General features: G+C 54.2%; 21 protein-coding genes. 7 read left to right on the plus strand and 14 right to left on the minus strand.

Annotated elements, in window-relative coordinates:
* Positions 1-2: 2 nt before the first annotated feature.
* From tusC to fkpA, 4 genes are all read right to left on the minus strand, one after another.
* Entirely contained in the window at positions 3-362 is a 360-nt protein-coding gene (gene tusC, locus EL29_RS16420) for a sulfurtransferase complex subunit TusC (RefSeq protein WP_015699398.1), read from the minus strand.
* Positions 362-748, minus strand: coding sequence for a sulfurtransferase complex subunit TusD (tusD, locus tag EL29_RS16425; RefSeq protein WP_013027475.1), 387 nt, complete (start codon positions 746-748; stop codon positions 362-364). The genes tusC and tusD overlap by 1 nt, the downstream gene beginning before the upstream one ends.
* Positions 748-1,470, minus strand: a complete 723-nt coding sequence (locus tag EL29_RS16430) for a helix-turn-helix transcriptional regulator (RefSeq protein ID WP_014604869.1) — start codon at positions 1,468-1,470, stop codon at positions 748-750. The genes tusD and EL29_RS16430 overlap by 1 nt, the downstream gene beginning before the upstream one ends.
* A gap of 159 nt (positions 1,471-1,629) precedes the next feature.
* Positions 1,630-2,466 (minus strand): FKBP-type peptidyl-prolyl cis-trans isomerase, encoded by an 837-nt coding sequence (gene fkpA / locus EL29_RS16435; protein WP_024471368.1) that lies wholly within the window; start codon positions 2,464-2,466, stop codon positions 1,630-1,632.
* Between the two features lie 270 nt (positions 2,467-2,736).
* Here fkpA and EL29_RS16440 point away from each other — a divergent pair, with 270 nt between their 5' ends.
* Positions 2,737-2,955 carry a protein SlyX gene (locus EL29_RS16440; RefSeq protein WP_013027478.1) on the plus strand — a complete coding sequence of 73 codons (219 nt, stop codon included), beginning with the start codon at positions 2,737-2,739 and terminating at the stop codon, positions 2,953-2,955.
* An 84-nt stretch (positions 2,956-3,039) separates the two neighbouring features.
* On the opposite strand, the gene slyD is transcribed toward EL29_RS16440, so the two are convergent.
* The 4 genes from slyD to kefG all read right to left on the minus strand — a co-directional run bounded on the left by slyD (position 3,040) and on the right by kefG (position 6,372).
* Positions 3,040-3,600 (minus strand): peptidylprolyl isomerase, encoded by a 561-nt coding sequence (slyD, locus tag EL29_RS16445; protein WP_014604868.1) that lies wholly within the window; start codon positions 3,598-3,600, stop codon positions 3,040-3,042.
* Positions 3,601-3,796: 196 nt separating this feature from the next.
* On the minus strand, positions 3,797-3,991 hold the full coding sequence (locus EL29_RS16450) for a YheV family putative zinc ribbon protein (RefSeq protein ID WP_006120567.1): 195 nt from the start codon (positions 3,989-3,991) through the stop codon (positions 3,797-3,799).
* Between the two features lie 23 nt (positions 3,992-4,014).
* Positions 4,015-5,820: a glutathione-regulated potassium-efflux system protein KefB gene (gene kefB, locus EL29_RS16455; protein WP_013027480.1), complete on the minus strand. Its 1,806-nt coding sequence runs from the start codon at positions 5,818-5,820 to the stop codon at positions 4,015-4,017.
* Positions 5,821-6,372 carry a glutathione-regulated potassium-efflux system ancillary protein KefG gene (kefG, locus tag EL29_RS16460; protein WP_013027481.1) on the minus strand — a complete coding sequence of 184 codons (552 nt, stop codon included), beginning with the start codon at positions 6,370-6,372 and terminating at the stop codon, positions 5,821-5,823.
* A gap of 111 nt (positions 6,373-6,483) precedes the next feature.
* Here kefG and EL29_RS16465 point away from each other — a divergent pair, with 111 nt between their 5' ends.
* The gene (locus EL29_RS16465; protein WP_028715866.1) at positions 6,484-8,388 is read left to right on the plus strand and encodes an ABC transporter ATP-binding protein; all 1,905 of its coding nucleotides are present in this window, start codon (positions 6,484-6,486) and stop codon (positions 8,386-8,388) included.
* A gap of 65 nt (positions 8,389-8,453) precedes the next feature.
* On the opposite strand, the gene tauD is transcribed toward EL29_RS16465, so the two are convergent.
* The 4 genes from tauD to tauA are packed head-to-tail and all read right to left on the minus strand — an operon-like array spanning position 8,454 to position 11,884.
* Positions 8,454-9,293 (minus strand): taurine dioxygenase, encoded by an 840-nt coding sequence (gene tauD / locus EL29_RS16470; RefSeq protein ID WP_028715867.1) that lies wholly within the window; start codon positions 9,291-9,293, stop codon positions 8,454-8,456.
* Positions 9,290-10,120 carry a taurine ABC transporter permease TauC gene (tauC, locus tag EL29_RS16475; RefSeq protein ID WP_014594765.1) on the minus strand — a complete coding sequence of 277 codons (831 nt, stop codon included), beginning with the start codon at positions 10,118-10,120 and terminating at the stop codon, positions 9,290-9,292. The genes tauD and tauC overlap by 4 nt, the downstream gene beginning before the upstream one ends.
* The gene (gene tauB, locus EL29_RS16480) at positions 10,117-10,884 is read right to left on the minus strand and encodes a taurine ABC transporter ATP-binding subunit (protein WP_028715868.1); all 768 of its coding nucleotides are present in this window, start codon (positions 10,882-10,884) and stop codon (positions 10,117-10,119) included. The genes tauC and tauB overlap by 4 nt, the downstream gene beginning before the upstream one ends.
* Before the next feature lie 10 nt (positions 10,885-10,894).
* Positions 10,895-11,884: a taurine ABC transporter substrate-binding protein gene (gene tauA, locus EL29_RS16485; protein ID WP_014594767.1), complete on the minus strand. Its 990-nt coding sequence runs from the start codon at positions 11,882-11,884 to the stop codon at positions 10,895-10,897.
* 221 nt (positions 11,885-12,105) lie between these two features.
* Here tauA and EL29_RS16490 point away from each other — a divergent pair, with 221 nt between their 5' ends.
* Entirely contained in the window at positions 12,106-13,086 is a 981-nt protein-coding gene (locus EL29_RS16490) for a LacI family DNA-binding transcriptional regulator (RefSeq protein WP_014604864.1), read from the plus strand.
* Positions 13,087-13,088: 2 nt separating this feature from the next.
* Here the strand turns inward: EL29_RS16490 and EL29_RS16495 are convergent, their stop codons facing one another.
* Positions 13,089-13,691 (minus strand): LysE family translocator, encoded by a 603-nt coding sequence (locus tag EL29_RS16495; RefSeq protein ID WP_028715869.1) that lies wholly within the window; start codon positions 13,689-13,691, stop codon positions 13,089-13,091.
* Positions 13,692-13,745: 54 nt separating this feature from the next.
* Here EL29_RS16495 and EL29_RS16500 point away from each other — a divergent pair, with 54 nt between their 5' ends.
* The 3 genes from EL29_RS16500 to EL29_RS16510 all read left to right on the plus strand — a co-directional run bounded on the left by EL29_RS16500 (position 13,746) and on the right by EL29_RS16510 (position 15,916).
* Positions 13,746-14,762, plus strand: a complete 1,017-nt coding sequence (locus tag EL29_RS16500; protein WP_014594769.1) for a hydrolase — start codon at positions 13,746-13,748, stop codon at positions 14,760-14,762.
* Positions 14,763-14,766: 4 nt separating this feature from the next.
* Positions 14,767-14,985, plus strand: coding sequence for a YheU family protein (locus EL29_RS16505; protein ID WP_013027490.1), 219 nt, complete (start codon positions 14,767-14,769; stop codon positions 14,983-14,985).
* Positions 14,986-15,046: 61 nt separating this feature from the next.
* The gene (locus tag EL29_RS16510; RefSeq protein WP_013027491.1) at positions 15,047-15,916 is read left to right on the plus strand and encodes a phosphoribulokinase; all 870 of its coding nucleotides are present in this window, start codon (positions 15,047-15,049) and stop codon (positions 15,914-15,916) included.
* 29 nt (positions 15,917-15,945) lie between these two features.
* Here the strand turns inward: EL29_RS16510 and EL29_RS16515 are convergent, their stop codons facing one another.
* Positions 15,946-16,350 (minus strand): OsmC family protein, encoded by a 405-nt coding sequence (locus tag EL29_RS16515; protein WP_013027492.1) that lies wholly within the window; start codon positions 16,348-16,350, stop codon positions 15,946-15,948.
* A 303-nt stretch (positions 16,351-16,653) separates the two neighbouring features.
* Here EL29_RS16515 and crp point away from each other — a divergent pair, with 303 nt between their 5' ends.
* Positions 16,654-17,286, plus strand: a complete 633-nt coding sequence (crp, locus tag EL29_RS16520; RefSeq protein WP_000242758.1) for a cAMP-activated global transcriptional regulator CRP — start codon at positions 16,654-16,656, stop codon at positions 17,284-17,286.
* The last annotated feature ends 5 nt before the right edge of the window (positions 17,287-17,291 follow it).

The raw sequence follows: 17,291 nt of genomic DNA on the forward strand, positions 1-17,291 counted from the left end.
TCTTAAAAAGTCACAATACGGTCATAGCTCGCGAGTTTTTGACGCAGCAACGGCGCATCTAAAATCTCAGCATCCAACATGCGCGGCGCACGTTCCGCTAAACCGCGATCCCGTAACGCGTCCCGACACAGGTAACATTGCTCAATATCGTACAGCGCCAGCACACCAAAGGTCGCGGCATAATGACGGGCGTGAATGCTTTCTGGCTGTTGCCCGCTGCAGAGCTGGAGCACGCCATCGCCGATAAAAAACAGGCCAATATCGTCGCTTAACGCGCCGGTGGCCAGCGCAGCATCCAGTCCTTCACGCCCCGCGCTGCTACCATGCGGCGCACGGGTAAAAACAAATGCAACACGATTCATTAAAACTGCACCATACGTTCGCAACGCAGCAGAGCTTCCGCCAGCGCGCCTAACCCCGCCAGCGTAAAGCCGGGTTGAAGATTAGCGCCGGGCAGCGCCAGCCGTGACGCTTCCTGCTGGTCGGTCACGCCGCGGCGTAACGCCGCCGCAACGCAGATATTCAGCGCGACGCCCTGAGTCTGACTGAGTGTCTGCCATGCCCTTACCAGATCAAACTCATCACTGGCCGGTGCCGTCAGCTGATTCGCATTCAGCACCCCTTCGCGGTAAAAGAACACGCTTTCCAGTTGATGGCCGGCTGCCAGCAACGCGTTGGCAAACAGCAAGGCGCTGGTCGCCTGCTGCGTGCCATAAGCCGGTCCCGTCACTAACAGCGCATAGCGCATTAGCGATCCTGCCCCTGAAAGTCGCCATTTTTAAACTGACGGATGTACAGATACACGGTGTGTTTAGAAATATTTAAGCGGTCCGCCACCTGATTAATCGCGTCCTTGATGTCAAAAATACCTTTCTCATACAGGTTCAATACGATCTGACGATTTTTGGCATTATTAGAGACGTTGCGATCGGCGCTCACCTCTTCAATAGTAAATTCCAGCGTTTGCATCACCAGGTCGTCTACCGAACTGGCGAAGTTGACGTTGGAGTCAACCTGATGCATCTCAGGGGGAAGAAATGTCGACATAATCTGCGAAAACGGAACATCAAGGTTCATATTGATACACAGCAGCCCAATCACCCGCTGCTGTCGGTTACGAATCGCGATGGTCACTGACTTCATCAGCACACCGCTTTTCGCGCGGGTAAAGTAGGCACGGGAAACATTGCTGTCTGCACCCTGCATATCGTGCAGCATGCGCAGTGCTAAATCCGTAATGGGCGATCCCACTTTACGCCCTGTGTGCTCGCCGTTAGCAATGCGCACGGCCGAACAGTTCAAATCCTCCAGTGAGTGAAGGACGATTTCGCAATGCGAGCCAATCAACATGGCAAGGCCATCTACGACGGCCTCATACGACTTTAGAATATCGTAATCAGTTTGCTCGAACGGATGCTGCTCCAGAAGATCGAAGTCGCTCAGTTCACCGGGATTGAATGGATTAGACATTGAAGACATCACCCTACATGGCTGGAGCCTGTCTCAGCGGCTTACGGGCAGACTCAATATTGGGATAGTTATGCAGGCGATAGTCTGGCAAATGTCGCGGGCTTATGCCAGAGGTTTGTCATAAACAGAAACCGCCACCCGAAGGTGGCGGTAGACAGATTACTGCGATTTCTTCGCGTCAGCAGCAGGGGCCTGCGTTTTTTCATCCGCTTTCGGAGCAGGTTTGATATCAAGCAGTTCAACATCAAACACCAGGGTGGAGTTAGCCGGAATACCCGGAACGCCGTTTTTACCGTAAGCAAGGTTCGGTGGAATGACCAGCTTGATCTTACCGCCTTTCTTAACGTGCTTCAGGCCTTCGGTCCAGCCCGGGATCACGCCATCAAGACGGAATGACAGAGGCTCACCGCGCGTGTAAGAGTTGTCGAACTCAGTACCGTCAATCAGCGTACCTTTATAGTTGACGACCACGGTATCGCTGTCTTTCGGCGCATCGCCGGTGCCTTCTTTCTCTACTTTGTAAAGCAGACCACTGTCAGTTTTCTTCACGCCGCTCTCTTTGGCAAACTTAGCGCTGTAAGCTTCCCCTTTCTCAGCGTTTTCTTTCGCGTCTTTTTCCATCTTGGCTGAAGCCGCGCCTTTCACACGCACTTCAAACGCCTGCAGTGTTTGCTCGATTTCTTCGTCAGACAGTTTGCTCTTGCCACCGAATGCATCCTGAACACCGGCAATCAGCTGCTGTTTGTCCAGTTTGATGCCCAGCTTCTCTTGTTCTTTCAGAGAGTTGTCCATGTAACGGCCCAGCGATGCACCTAATGCATATGCAGATTGCTGATCTTCGTTTTTGAAGGCAGCGTTTTTTGGAGCCTGGGGAGCAGTCTGAGGTGCATCAGCAGCAGCCGGTGCCGCTGCAGTTTCTGCGGCCATTGCCAGCGGAGCATTTAGCGCAACGGCCATGGTGGTAGCTAACAATGTGACTTTGAACAGTGATTTCATCCTTTCTCCAAAACCGAAGCCTGACACCTCGGGAATCATTGCGGACTGCGGGCCCACACTATAACTTTACGTGGCAGTGGCGAACACTCCCACAGCGTAATTATCCTGGTCTACTTCCGACCTTTTTTGCATCAGGAAGTTTCACCAGAGATGCTGCCATCTGGGCCATTTTCAAGCTAAACACTAAATTAAAGATAAAAAATAGGGCAATTCTGCAACGTCAGCCATTAGAATTGCGCGCTGAGTAGCACCTTAACAGGAGAACAGGTCATGCAACAGTCAGAGTGGGAACAACGTATTGAAACGCTTGAAAGTAAACTGGCTTTTCAGGAGATGACCATCGATCAACTGAACAATACCGTGGTCCAGCATGAACTTGAAATGAGTAAGATGCGCGAACATATGCGCCTGCTGCTTGAGAAGTTCAAAGCCAGCGCGCCATCGATGATTGCCGATCCTTCTGAAGAAACGCCACCGCCTCATTACTGATTCAGGCGGTTATCGACGCGCGCACCGCGACAGGCAGAAAAAAGTAAGGCCACCCGGAGGTGGCCTTGACATGCAGATTTGAACTTAGTGGCTGCAACCGCAACCACCGGTACCGCAACCACCCTGACCGTGGTCATGGCCGTGATCGTGATCGTGGTCATGATCGTGATGATGACCATCGGCACCGTGAACGTGGCCATGGGCCAGCTCTTCCGGTGTGGCTTCACGAATCGCAACCACCTCAACATTGAAGTTCAGGTTCTGACCTGCCAGCATGTGGTTACCGTCAACCACAACATGCTCGTCTTCAACTTCGGTGATTTCAACCGGTACTGGGCCCTGATCGGTTTCTGCCAGGAAACGCATACCAACCTGTAATTCATCAACGCCCATAAAAACGTCTTTTGGTACGCGCTGTACCAGGTTGTCATCGTACTGACCGTAAGCGTCGTTTGCAGGAATGTGCACCTCAAACTTATCGCCCGCTACGTGGTTTTCCAGCGCGTTTTCCAGACCAGAAATCAGGGAACCATGACCGTGCAGATAGTCTAACGGTGCACTCACCGGTGACTCGTCAACCAACACACCGTCTTCTGTACGTACCTGATAGGCCAGGCTTACCACCAGGTCTTTTGCTACTTTCATGATATCTCCTAACCGTTGAGAACAAAGATCCCGTCTCATTGGTCTATTCTTGCGTGCAATAACACCAACCAGAAAGGTTCGGGGCTGAGTACAAGAGGTTATCTTTTTCTCTTGCGACCACAGCGTTAATGGCGTCAATTGTAACGGAATTCAATCCCGCTGTGTGGTTAAGCTTAAAAAAAGCTGGGCCATTTCGCTACTCGGGATGGAAAATTCCGATCACCTGCTCATTGCTGCGAACCTGATCGCGTGCCTGTTTATCCGCTTCGCGCATTTGATGGCCGCACTTCACACACTCAACCACATCGACATTGTTTTCACGCCACATGGCCAGCGTGTCTTTTTCCTGGCAGTGCGGACAAACCGCACCGGCAATAAAACGTTTACGCATGATGCTCTACCTGCCTTCTCTGATTACTGATCGTCGTCCCAGTCATGGATCTGACGCCGTTCATGCTGCATTTCACGCTGGAAGATATCTTCAAGTTCCCGACGGGCTTCACGCGCACGAGAAATCTGTGCATTGTCGGAATGGGCGGGCATCAGTTCCCGTAACATGCGCATATCCAGCCGACGGAAATGCTGCTGTGCGCGGTGCGCCTGATGCGGATGCATACCCAACGACATCAATGTTTTACGCCCCAGTTCCAGCGCACTGGAAAAGGTTTCACGCGAGAACTGCGTAACGCCCGCCTGAAGTAGCTCGTGGGCTTCTACGCGGCCGCGAGCACGCGCCATGATGTGCAGATGCGGAAAATGCTGCTGGCAGAGATGGACAATCGTCATGGCATCTTCCGGATTACTGCAGGTAATCACAATGGATTGCGCACTGGCCGCCCCGGCTGCACGCAGTAGCTCCAGCTCGGTGGCATCGCCATAATAAACCTTGTAGCCATATTTACGCATCAGGCTCACCGCGCTGATATCGCGCTCCAGTACCGTGATACGTTTATTGTTCGCCATCAGCAAGCGGCCAACGACCTGACCAAAACGACCAAAGCCCACCACAATAACCTGCGGCTGATCGTCTTCAACGAACGGCTTTTCAGCATCTTCGTCGATTTCATTGAAACGACGCGCTAACAGACGGTCAATGCCTTGCATCAGCAGTGGCGTCGTCATCATGGACAAGGTCACGGTTACCAGCAGAAGCGGAAGTTGATCGCCCGAAAACAGTTTGGCGGATGACGCGGCTGAAAACAGGACGAAGGCAAACTCACCGCCCTGACTCAGTACACCGGCAAACTGCTGGCGCTCCGAGCTGCGCAGACCATAAATACGCGCCAGTACGTATAAAACCAGGATTTTTACCGCCACCAGCGCCAGTACGCCCAGCAAAATCGCGATAATATGGGTATAGAGCACGCCAAGATTCAGCGCCATGCCGACTGAGATAAAAAACAGCCCCAGCAGCAAACCTTTAAACGGCTCAATCGCCACTTCCAGCTCATGCCGGTATTCACTTTCCGCCAACAGAATGCCGGCGATAAATGTCCCCAGCGCCATGGACAATCCCAGCGCATCCATAAACAGCGCCGATCCTAATACCAGCAGCAGTGAAGCAGCGGTAAACACCTCGCGTACGCCCGATGCCGCGATATAACGAAAAATGGGGCGCAGCAAATAACGGCCACCCACTAACATGCCAGCGAAGGCCAGCACCTTCATGCCCACTTTCATCCAGTCGATACTGCCGCTGTCATTGCCTGCCAGCAGCGGAATCAACGCCAGAGCTGGAATGACGGCCAGATCCTGGAACAGCAGTACTGAAAAGCCTAACTGCCCGGCTTCACTGCGATTCATTCCCTTGTCGCGCATCAGCTGGAGCGCCATCGCCGTGGATGACATTGCCAGACCAATGCCGCCAATAACCGCCGCTCGCCAGTCAAATTTGGTCAGCCACAGCAATACGCCGAGAATGGCCGCTGAAAAAATCACCTGCGCCGCGCCGATACCAAAAATAGAACGGCGCAGCGCCCAAAGCTTTGCCGGATTAAGCTCCAGCCCGATGATAAACATCAGAAACACGACGCCCAGCTCAGAAAAGTGCAGAATCTCATCGACGTCGCTAATAAACCCCAGTCCCCATGGCCCGATAGCAATACCGGCCAGCAAGTACCCTAAAACCGCGCCAATACCGAGACGCGCCGCTACCGGTACGATCAGCACCGCCGCAACGAGATAGATTACCCCCGCGGTCAGTAGCGTTTGTCCTTCCATTTATAACCCTCCATTTGGCAGCGGTGCTGCCAGCCAGTCGCTGTACGCGCGGGCATAGTTTTTCAGTAAATCGGGATCCTGACGGCGAGCCCAGTAAATAATCATCGGCGGCATCCAGTGCATGCGGCACATCTGCGCCGTCAGCTCGAAGGGACGTAAAATGTCATTCATGGCGTAGCGATTTAGCCCCTGGCGCTGAAAGGCGGACTCTGGCTCACCGGTGGTCACAATACTGCGCCAGTATTTGCCTTCGAGCGCATTACCATCCACGCCGTTGGCAAAGCCGCGCGACAGCACGCGATCCAGCCACTCTTTTAACAGCGCCGGGCAGCTGTAGGTGTAAAGCGGATGTTGAAAAATAATCACATCATGCTCACGCAGCAGCTGTTGCTCGTGGTAGACATCAATAAAAAAATCCGGGTAGGCAGCATAGAGATCGTGAACGGTGACATGTTCTGTTTTCTCTGCCGCCTCCAGCAAAATGCGATTTGCCTTTGAATCCTGTGCTTCAGGATGAGCAAAAAGCAGCAAAATCTTAGGTGGCTGCGACATCCTTTCCCTCCAAAGCGTCGTCATTGGTGCAGATTTCCGCTACCATGCACAACGCAACAAAAACCCAATTATGTTGCAGGTAAATTAACATATTCTGACGATACGGCGCTTATGATTGTCTTCTCTGCCCTACAAATTCGCCGCGGTATTCGCGTTCTGCTCGATAACGCGACCGCCACCATCAATCCCGGCCAAAAAGTCGGACTGGTGGGTAAAAACGGCTGTGGAAAATCCACGCTGCTGTCGTTGCTGAAAGGCGAGATCAGCAGCGATGCTGGCTCATTCACCTTTCCCGGCAACTGGTCGCTTGCTTGGGTTAACCAGGAAACCCCTGCCCTGAGCCAGGCCGCCCTTGACTATGTGATCGATGGCGATCGTGAATACCGCCAGCTTGAGGCAGAACTGGCAGAGGCGAACATCAGAAATGACGGAAATGCCATTGCTTTGGTACACGGAAAGCTCGATACCATTCAGGCCTGGACCATACAGTCACGCGCCTCGAGCCTGCTGCATGGACTGGGATTTAGTCAGGAGCAGCTTCAGCGCCCGGTAAGCGACTTTTCGGGCGGCTGGCGCATGCGGCTAAACCTGGCTCAGGCGTTACTGTGCCGCTCAGATTTGTTGCTGCTGGATGAACCGACCAACCACCTCGATCTGGATGCGGTTATCTGGCTGGAGCGCTGGCTGAAAAGCTATGAAGGTACCCTGATCCTGATCTCGCACGATCGCGATTTTCTCGATCCCGTGGTGGATAAAATTATCCACATCGAGCAGCAGACGATGATGGAGTACACCGGGAACTACAGCTCCTTCGAACGCCAGCGCGGCGCCAAACTGGCCCAGCAGCAGGCGTTATATCAGAGCCAGCAGGAAAAAGTGGCGCATCTGCAGAAATATATTGATCGCTTCCGTGCTCAGGCAACCAAGGCGAAGCAGGCCCAAAGCCGCATTAAGATGCTGGAGCGCATGGAGCTGATTGCGCCAGCGCACGTGGATAACCCCTTCAGCTTCAGCTTTCGTGCACCGGAGAGCCTGCCGAATCCGCTGCTGAAAATGGAAAAAGTCACCGCAGGCTATGGCGATCGCATCATTCTTGATGCCATTAAGCTTAACCTGGTGCCCGGCTCACGTATTGGCCTGCTGGGGCGCAACGGCGCCGGTAAATCGACCCTGATTAAGCTGCTGGCCGGTGAGCTCAGTGCCAAAGAGGGTGAGATTGGGCTGGCAAAAGGCATCAAGCTGGGTTACTTCGCCCAGCATCAGCTGGAGTTCCTGCGCCCCGACGAGTCCCCTTTACAGCACCTGTCCCGTATCGCGCCGAAAGTGCTGGAGCAGCAGTTACGTGACTATCTCGGCGGTTTTGGTTTTCAGGGTGATAAAGTCACAGAGATAACAGCGCGTTTCTCCGGTGGAGAAAAGGCGCGCCTGGTGCTGGCGCTGATTGTCTGGCAGCGCCCTAACCTGCTGCTGCTGGATGAGCCAACCAACCATCTGGATCTGGATATGCGCCAGGCACTCACCGAAGCGCTTATCGATTTCGAAGGCGCGTTAGTGGTGGTTTCGCACGATCGTCATCTGTTACGTGCCACCACGGACGATCTCTATCTGGTTCACGATGGCAGCGTAGATGTGTTTCCCGGCGATCTGGAAGACTATCAGCAGTGGCTGAGCGACCTGCAAAAACAGCAGTCTCAGCAGGATGCGGCACCCAGGCAGGATTCCGGCAACAGCGCTCAGGCGCGCAAGGACCAGAAGCGCCGTGAAGCGGAGCTGCGCACGCAGACCCAGCCGCTGCGTAAAGAAATTGAGAAGCTGGAAAAGCAGATGGCAAAATGGCAAAGCCAGCTCGCCGACGCCGAAGCCCTGCTCTCAGATAGCGCCCTCTATGAGCAAAGCCGTAAGGCCGATCTCAGCGCCGCGCTACAAAAACAGGCCGAGAGTAAATCGGCCCTGGAAGAGGTGGAGATGGCCTGGCTGGATGCACAGGAAAAACTGGAAGCCATGCTCACCGCCTGATAAAGGCGGTGATGTTTCTTGCTCTTGCCTTACTCCTCCGCACCGGCTCCAGCGCCGGGTGCGGATCAATAAGGCTGGTCACCTAGCACCGTCGCCCGCTGCATCACTCGCCTCGCCGGATAATAGTCCGCATTCGCATAGTGCTGTGTCACCCGGTTGTCCCAGATAGCCAGATCGTTTGGCTGCCAGCGCCAGCGCACCTGAAACTCGGGCCGGGTCACGTGGGCAAACAAAAAGCCCAGTAGCGCGTCGCTCTCTTTCTGACTGATATCCATAATCCGCGTCGTAAACCCCTCGTTGACAAACAGGGCCTTCTTGCCACTCACGGGATGGGTGCGGATTACCGGATGATAAACAGGGGGATTTTTCGCCACAGCCTGCTGCCACTGCCGATGCGCCTCTTCCGTCTTGCGATGCTTATATTCAGGAAACGCCTTGGTAAAGTCATGCTCTGCACGTAACTCAACCAGTAATGTCTTAAAAGGCGCAGACAGCGCCTCATAAGCGGCAATGCCGCTGGTCCACAACGTATCGCCGCCAGACTCAGGCAGCACTTTAGACGCAAGTAACGCCACGGCGGGCGGCGTTTGAATAAAGGTCACATCGGTATGCCAGTTGTCATTATCCGGCGGATTATCCTGGTGCGTGTCCAGAACGATAATCTCTTCCACGCCCTCGGCATGAGGGTAAACCGGATGAATATGGAGATCGCCAAAGCGAATCGCCAGTGCGCGATGCTGCTCGGGCGTAATGACCTGTTCGCGCAGGAACAGCACCTGGTGACGCAGCAGCGCATGATAAAGCTGTTCAAACTGCGCGTCGCTGAGGGGACGTGATACATCAAGGTTGCCGACCTGGGCACCGATAAAAGGCCCCAGCGGCTTGATGGCTAACTTTTCGTTCATTTTTGCTCTCCATTCCAGGGCGTTAACCGGCGTTGCAACGCACGCAGACTCAGCTCTAAACCAAACGCAATCACGGCAATGACCGCGATCCCTGCCAGCACCACATCCGTAGCAAGAAACTCGCCCGCCGACTGCACCATAAAACCCAAGCCTCGGGTTGCCGCGATTAACTCGGCAGCCACCAGCGTTGACCATCCCACGCCCAGACCAATCCGTAACCCGGTCAGTATCTCCGGCAGGGCGCCAGGCAAAATGACCCAACGCAGCTGTTGCCAGCGGGTCGCTCCCAACGAGGCCGCCGCACGCAGACGAACCTGCTGAGCATGACGCACGCCCGCCACCGTCGACAGCACCACCGGGGCGAATATAGCCAGATAAATCAACAGGATTTTCGAGGTCTCGCCAATACCAAACCAGATCACCATCAGCGGCAAATACGCCAGCGGCGGTACGGGCCGGTACAGCTCAATCAGCGGATCGATCAACGCACGCACGACCGGGCTGATGCCCATCGCGATCCCCACCGGGATGCCGATCGCCGCCGCCGCGGTTAAGGCAATCAGCATCCGCGTCAGACTGGCCGACAGATGCTGCCACAGCGTGGCGTCCATAAATCCTTGCGGGCCAGCCACCAGCAGCAGCTTACTTACTACCTGCTGCGGCGAAGGTAAAAACAGCGGTGCAATGAGGCCCAGCGCGGTCACGCTCCACCAGACGAACAGCAGCACAAGCAGGCTCAGGGCGCTCAGCGTAAACGAGGTGGAAAAAGGCCAGCGCAGGCGACTGTGGCGCACGGTGGCCGGCTCATCGTTGATCAGCGCACTCATACAAAGGCCTCCCGCTGTTCAAATACCCGACTCAACACATATTCCCGCTGGGCAATAAAATCAGGATCGGATTTAATGCTCCGGCAGGGTTCGCCCTCCACGAAACGCTGACCAAAATTAAGCGTCATTTTTTCCTGCACGCGCCCAGGCCCGGGAGAGAGCAGCACCAGCTCGCTGGCCAGAAAGATGGCTTCTTCAATGTCGTGAGTGATAAGCAGAATCTGCTTACCGCTGTTGCGCCACAGGGTTAATAACAGGGTTTGCATTTGCTCACGCGTAAACGCGTCAAGTGCGCCGAAAGGCTCATCCAACAGCAACAGTTGTGGATTGGCCGCCAGCGCCCGGGCGATTCCGACGCGCTGACGCTGGCCTCCTGACAGCTGCCAGATAGGGCGTTTTTCCGCACCTTCGAGTCCGACGCTTTTGATGAAGCCCCGTGCAATCTCCTCACGCTGCTGGCGCGCCATGCCGGCTATCTGCAAGCCGAAAGCCACGTTATCCAGCACGTTACGCCACGGCAGCAGGCCTTCGTTTTGAAACACCACGCCACGCTCTGCGCCCGGCCCGCGCACAGGCTCCCCGTCCAGGGAAACCGTGCCGGACTGAACCGGTAAAAATCCGGCGATCAGGTTAAGCAGGGTTGTTTTGCCACAGCCTGACGGCCCCAGCACGACCATCAACGCTTTTTTATCAAGCTGTAACGTGATGTCCTGCAACACAGGCTGGCCGCCATAACTCGCGTTCAGGTGAGCGATACGTAACATGGCGTTCTCCTCAGGGTTTAGCCAAGGGGGCAACAAAGCGGCTGGTGACATAACGGCTGTAATCACTGCCAGCCTGTGGCACTTTTCCCTGCGCTTTCAGAAACTGCGCCGTATCCACAATGGCCTTGTTCACCGGCTGATCCAGCTGTTTAACCTGCTGCGCGGCCGTAAGGTAGGTATTGCCTTTTACCAGTTCCGGAACCGCTTGCTCTGGCACGCCGCTTAAACGCGAAAGCTTGCTGAGGTTGTCAGCCTGTTTCAGCCACTTTTCCGGGTCATCCAGATAGGCTTTCTGCGCCTCAAGGGCGCTGCGGGCAAAGGCGGTAACAATATCAGGATGCTGCTGTGCGAAGTCTTTACGCACGACCCAGACATCCAGCGTAGGCGATCCCCAGCGGCCAACCTGAGAAGAGTCTGTCAGGACCTTGCCGTCCTTTTCCAGTGCATTGACAGCCGGTGCCCAAACGTACGCGCCGTCGATATCGCCCCGCTGCCAGGCGGCCACAATAGCGGGCGGCTGCAGGTTCACCAGCTGGACCTGGGAGGGTTTAATTCCCCAGTGCTTCAAGGCAGCAAGCAGGCTGTAGTGCGTGGTGGAGATAAAGGGAACGGCGATGCGTTTGCCAATCAGATCCTGAGGGCTGGCGATGGTTTTCCTGACAACAAGCGCTTCTGAATTCCCCAACTGAGAGGCGAGCAAAAACGCTTCTATCGGGAGTTGCTGCGTCGCCGCAACCGCTAGCGGACTGGACCCAATATTGCCTATCTGCACATCTCCGGATGCCAGGGCGCGCAATACGCCCGCCCCACTGTCGAATTTGCGCCAGGCTACCGTTGCGCCGCTCTCTTTAGCAAAAGTGTTATCTGCCTGCGCCACCTTGGCCGGTTCAGCAGAGGTTTGATACGCCACCGTCACGTCGACCGCGCCGGCCTGAAACGCCAGCAGTGCCAGCACAGTAGCCAAAATGGTTGACTGCCCTTTTAACATGATTTTCCCCATCACTTTTATGATGTGGGCAGTGTTGCTGGCAGGATTAATTTCACAAAGGAATTAAAAGTTATCCCTAATAGAAAGAAATTCTTAGATCATCATCTGCAATAGATTGCTGTTATATGCAAATTAAAATTCAGACAAAAAGCCATAAATTTGTCAGGCGCTCACATGCTGGGTGTGCTATTGATATGCGCTATTATTTGCTCCCGGTGAGGCCTGCGAGTTCGATGTCGATCGACAAAGTTGCCCTGTTAGCTGGCGTGTCTAAAGCCACGGTATCCCGCGTGCTTAACGCTCATCCAGGTGTGAAAGCGGATACGCGCCAGAAAGTGCTGGATGCCATTTCAACCAGCGGCTATCAGCCAAACCTGTTAGCGCGTCAGTTGCGTACCTCACAAAGCCATATGCTGCTGGTGCTGATTTCAGATATCACCAATCCCTTTTGCTCCAGGGTGGTGCAAGGCATCGAAGCGGAAGCCGAAATGCATGGCTACCATATCCTGTTGTGTAATTCCGCCTCGCAGTTTAAACGCGAAGCCGCTTACCTGACGCTGCTCACAGGCAAAGTCGTTGATGGCGTCATTACCATGGACGCGGCGGCCGGTCTGGAAAGCCTTATCGATATCATTGGAGATGCGCCTTGGGTACAGTGCTCAGAGTTTGATCCCCAGATTGCGGCATCCTCGGTCTCCATCGATCATCTTGAGGCTGCGCGCGATACCGTACATTACCTTGCTGCCAGAGGCCGCCAACGCATTGCACTGGTCAACGGCGACATGCGTTATCTGTATTCCCAGTATCGTGAGCAGGGTTATCGCCAGGCCATTGAGCAAACGGATTTGGGCTGGTCTAAGGTCGTCTATACTGCGGATATTTCCTGTGAAGAAGGCAGTCGGGCTTTACGGGAGATGTTGCACTCGCCCGAGCGACCAGACGCGGTCTTTGCCGTGTCCGATGTACTGGCGGTCGGCGTCGTGCATGCGGCGCTGGAAGCAGGCTTGCGCGTACCCGAGGATTTGGCTGTGGTAGGGTTTGACGGTATTCCCTTTACCGGCAGCCTGAATCCGCCTTTGACCACCATAGAGCAACCGATGAATGAGCTGGGCGCCCGCAGCGTACAGTTGCTGCTGAAAAAAATCCGTCAGCCCCATGCGCCGGTTGTCAGGGAGGTGCTGCCCTGGAAGCGCCTGGAACGCGCCTCCAGTTAATGTCAGCGCCAGATGAGCAGTACGCAGGCTGCGGTTAACAGCCCCATACTGAGGTTAAATATCTTCCACGCGCGCGGACTGCGTAAAACACGGCCAATCATCGCGCCAAACCCCATCCAGATGATGCCCGCGACCAGATTGACCATCACCATCCCTACGCTGATTAACAGGACAGAGTGGCGATATCCGGCACCGGCCAGGCTAAAGCTGGCTATCGCCCCCAGGGCCATTAACCAGGCTTTGGGATTGATCAACTGCAACAATCCTCCCTGCCAGAAGGGCATGGGCGAGACCGGCGCCGCATCGGTCTCCAGCTTTTCGTATGCGGCGGTCGCAATTTTCCATGCCAGCCACAGAAGATAGAGGCTCCCGGCAACTTTCAGGATAAGGTGCAGTGAGGGATAGAGCAGGATCAATCCCCCTACGCCAAACGCCACCATCAGTAGCATCAGTTGCATACCAATCATGATGCCGACCATTAACGGAAGGGTACGGAAAAAGCCAAAGTTGGCGCCCGAGGCGGTGAGTAACATATTATTAGGGCCGGGTGTAATCGCCGCGACCCAGAGAAACCCTAACATTGATAAAAAAAGACTGAGTTCCATTAATCCGGGTTCTCCCTCCATTATGTGAAAACTTATCGAAGCTAACAGTGTGATATGGAACAGACAAGCCTTTACAACATGAAATTTTCGGGCCCGGACGGCGCGGCGTTCAGCCCCATGCGCGGCCTGACCAATCCGCATGTGCAAACCATACTGCCGCGCCTGTTCCGCCGTACTCTAGCGTTAACGCCTCACTGGCAGCGGCTGGATTTACCCGATGGTGATTTTGTCGATCTGGCCTGGAGTGAAGATCCACAGTTTGCCGCGCATAAACCACGCGTGGTGCTGTTTCATGGTCTGGAAGGAAGCTTCCACAGTCCCTACATCCATGGCCTGATGCAAGTCTGCAGGCAACGTGGCTGGCTGGCCGTAGTGATGCATTTTCGCGGCTGTAGCGGCGAGCCGAACAGGCTAAACCGGATTTACCACTCCGGCGAGACGGAAGATGCACGCTTTTTCCTGACCTGGCTGAAGGCCCGCTGGGGACAGGTTCCTACTGCAGCTGTGGGGTTTTCGCTGGGCGGGAATATGCTGGGTTGCCTGCTGGGCCAACAGGGCAGTGACGTTGCGCTGGATGCCGGCGTTATCGTTTCGGCACCCTTGATGCTTGAACCCTGTAGCGCCCGACTGGAACGCGGGTTTTCCCAAATTTATCAGCGTTACCTGCTGAGCCAGCTTAAAAAGAATGCCAGGCGCAAGCTGCACGCATGGCCCGACACCTTACCGGTCAATCTCAGTCAGCTGAATGCCCTGCGTCGCCTGCGTGATTTTGACGACGCCATCACGGCCCGGGCGCATGGCTTTGCCGACGCCACGGACTATTATCGCCGTGCCAGCGCCCTGCCGTTGCTGAGATCGGTGACAAAACCGTTGCTGATTATCCATGCAAAAGATGACCCCTTTATGAGCGATGAGGTGATCCCGCAGAATGACCAGTTATCTGCCACTATTACCTATCAGCTGACAACACACGGTGGTCATGTTGGATTTGTGAGTGGTACCCTGCGTCAGCCTGAATTGTGGCTGGAACAGCGCGTGCCGCAGTGGATTTCCCCTTATCTGGATAGCTAACCCTGTGATTATTCCCTGGCAACAGGTTTCTCCCGAAACTCTTGAAAACGTTATTGAAGCCTTTGTTCTACGCGAAGGTACCGACTACGGCGAACAGGAACTCAGCCTGACCGAAAAAGTCGCCAATGTGCGACGCCAGCTGCAGCAAGGTGAAGTCGTGCTGGTCTGGTCTGAGCTTCACGAATCGGTCAACATCATGCGCAAAAGTGAGTTCCGTGGCTGATGCACAGAATGAAAAATCGTGCTAACAATGCTCATCGCCTGATTTCACAGGGAGTTTCACTATGTCGGCACGTCATCCGATTATCGCGGTAACAGGTTCCAGCGGTGCCGGAACCACTACCACCAGCCTCGCATTCCGTAAAATTTTTCAGCAACTCAATTTGCACGCGGCCGAGCTGGAAGGGGACAGTTTCCACCGATTTACCCGGCCTGAAATGGATATGGCTATCCGTAAGGCGCGCGATCTGGGTCGCCATATCAGCTACTTTGGCCCGGAGGCGAATGATTTCGGTCTGCTGGAGCAGACCTTTGTTGAATACGGTGATCAGGGCAAGGGCCAGTCACGTAAATACCTGCATACCTACGACGAAGCGGTGCCCTGGAATCAGGTACCAGGTACCTTTACCCCGTGGCAGCCGCTGCCACCGGATACGGACGTGCTGTTTTATGAAGGACTGCACGGCGGCGTCGTGACGGCTCAGCACAACGTCGCTGAAAAAGTGGATTTACTGGTCGGCGTCGTCCCCATCGTTAACCTGGAGTGGATTCAGAAGCTGGTACGCGATACCGGTGAACGCGGTCATTCGCGTGAAGCCGTAATGGATTCGGTGGTGCGCTCAATGGAAGATTACATCAATTTCATTACGCCGCAGTTCTCACGCACCCATATTAACTTTCAGCGGGTTCCAACCGTCGACACCTCTAACCCCTTTGCGGCACGCACCATTCCTTCACTGGATGAAAGTTTTGTCGTCATCCACTTTCAGGGGCTGGAAGATATTGATTTTCCCTACCTACTGGCCATGCTGCAGGGATCGTTTATTTCCAATATCAACACGCTGGTTGTACCTGGCGGGAAAATGGGGCTGGCGATGGAATTAATTATGGCACCGCTGGTAAAACGGCTCATGGAAGGCAAACGCATTGAATAAAATCAGAGGCCGCGCTGGCCTCTGAATAATTACAGCTCGATAACTTCGTAACTGTGGGTAATTTCCACCCCTTTGCCTAACATAATGGCAACCGAGCAATACTTCTCAGCTGAAAGGTCGACCGCACGCGCCACGGCTTTATCTGAAAGTGCTTTTCCACTGACGATAAAATGCAGGTTGATGCGGGTAAAGATGCGAGGCGCTTCTTCCCGGCGTTCTGATTCGAGTTTTACTTCGCAATCAGCCACATCGTTGCGACCTTTTTGCAAAATTGATACCACATCAATGGCGCTGCATCCGCCGGCCGCCATCAGCACCATTTCCATAGGGCTGGGCGCTTTATCGCCGGAATTGCCGTCCATTAAGACCTGATGTCCGGACGAAGACTCGCCGAGGAATGTTAACCCTTCAACCCATTTGACTCTTGCCTGCATAATCTGGCCCCCAGAATGCCCTGTTTTTGCGTCAGAGTACGCTTTTGCCTGGTAAACAGCAATCCGGAGAAATCAGCCTTATTGCTGAAGCGAGACAACACAAGACAGTCGGCGAAAGCTGTGCTACAAACAGTGCTGAAAATATTTTTCGTCATCCGAAGACGAAGCCGGGAAGAATGATGCGCTCTGCGCAAATGCAGCCCGAATAATTTCCTGAATGGAAACACGCTTAACGCTTTCATCGCCTGGCAGGGAAACTGAGCCCTGTATTTTGGGCACGATTACAATAGAGGATAATAGCGAATGGTTCTCGGCAAACCGCAAACAGACCCTACACTTGAATGGTTCCTGTCCCATTGCCATATTCACAAGTATCCATCCAAAAGTACGCTGATTCACCAAGGTGAAAAAGCCGAAACGCTTTACTACATCGTGAAAGGTTCCGTCGCGGTACTGATTAAGGATGAAGAAGGCAAAGAGATGATTCTTTCTTATCTGAATCAAGGCGATTTTATTGGTGAGCTTGGCCTGTTTGAAGAAGGTCAGGAGCGCAGCGCCTGGGTACGTGCGAAAACTGCGTGCGAAGTGGCAGAGATTTCCTACAAGAAATTCCGTCAGCTCATTCAGGTTAACCCGGATATTTTGATGCGCCTTTCTTCTCAGATGGCTCGCCGTCTGCAGGTGACGTCAGAAAAAGTGGGGAATCTCGCTTTCCTGGATGTGACCGGACGCATTGCACAAACGTTGCTTAATCTGGCTAAACAGCCAGATGCCATGACGCATCCTGACGGCATGCAAATTAAAATTACTCGTCAGGAAATTGGCCAAATCGTTGGTTGTTCACGTGAAACCGTGGGCCGTATCTTGAAGATGCTGGAAGATCAGAACCTGATCTCCGCACACGGCAAAACCATCGTTGTTTACGGCACACGCTAAGCCTG

It is taken from the genome of Pantoea ananatis LMG 2665 (genome assembly GCF_000710035.2).
GTDB classification, from domain to species: domain Bacteria; phylum Pseudomonadota; class Gammaproteobacteria; order Enterobacterales; family Enterobacteriaceae; genus Pantoea; species Pantoea ananatis.